This is a genomic window from Kitasatospora sp. NPDC059571, from assembly GCF_042735675.1.
GTDB lineage: Bacteria > Actinomycetota > Actinomycetes > Streptomycetales > Streptomycetaceae > Kitasatospora.
On sequence record NZ_JBHWBW010000467.1, the window covers coordinates 1 to 1068 of the forward strand.

The 1068-nt window shown below is 74.4% G+C and carries 1 protein-coding gene; it reads left to right on the top strand.

Annotated elements, in window-relative coordinates:
- Nucleotides 1-984 (top strand): family 1 glycosylhydrolase (locus ACFV0G_RS33025; RefSeq protein WP_380555967.1); only part of this gene is annotated, 984 nt, incomplete at its 5' end.
- Nucleotides 985-1068 lie beyond the last annotated feature (84 nt).

The following is a 1068-nucleotide window of genomic DNA, read 5'->3' on the forward strand; positions in this document are numbered from 1 at the left end:
GTCCCCCGCGCGCCCCCCCCCCGCCCCCTCCGGGCCCGGGGGGGTGGCCCCGCCCGCCCCCCGCCGGCGCGCGTCGGCGAGTACGGGGGGGGGGTCGCCGGCCGGCTCGGCGACCGGGTGAAGCACTGGGCCACCCTCAACGAGCCGCTCTGCTCCTCGTGGATCGGCCACCTCGAGGGCAAGATGGCGCCGGGCTGGACGGACCTGACCGCCGCCGTCCGCACCTCGTACCACCTGCACCTCGGCCACGGCCTCGCGGTGCAGGCGCTGCGTGCGGCCGTCCCGGGCGTCCAGGTCGGCATCGTCAACAACCTCAGCCCGGTGATCCCGGCCAGCGACAGCGAGGCCGACCGCCTCGCCGCCGTCCGGGCCGACGGCCACATCAACCGCTGGTGGCTCGACCCGGTCCTCGGCCGCGGCTACCCGGAGGACATGGTCAAGCTCTACGGCGTCGAACTGCCCGTCCGGGACGGCGACATGGAGCTGATCTCGGCGCCGCTCGACTGGATGGGGCTGAACTACTACTTCCGCCAGTTCGTCGCCGACGACCCGACCGGCCCGGCGCCGCACTTCCGGCAGACCCCCGGCCCGAACGCCGAGCACACCGCGATGGGCTGGGAGGTGGACGCGGACGGCATCCACCAGTTGCTGATGCGCCTCACCGAGGAGTACGGCGTCCGGAAGATCTACATCACCGAGAACGGGTCCGCCTACCAGGACACCGTGACGGCGGACGGCCGGATCCAGGACACCGAGCGGACGGCCTACCTGGAGGGCCACCTGGCCGCCTGCGCCCGCGCGGTCGCCCAGGGCGCCCCGCTGGCGGGCTACTTCGCCTGGTCGCTGCTGGACAACTTCGAGTGGGCGTACGGCTACGACAAGCGGTTCGGCCTGGTGCACGTCGACTACGCCACCCAGCGGCGGACGGTGAAGGCCAGCGGCGAGCGGTACGCGGAGCTGATCCGCGCCCACCGCGCCCGCTGACCGCCGCCCGCGGTGACTGCGCACGGGTGATCCGCGCGGTGGTGATCCTGCGGTGAGGAGGGGACGGGCGGCGGTTGGGCCCCG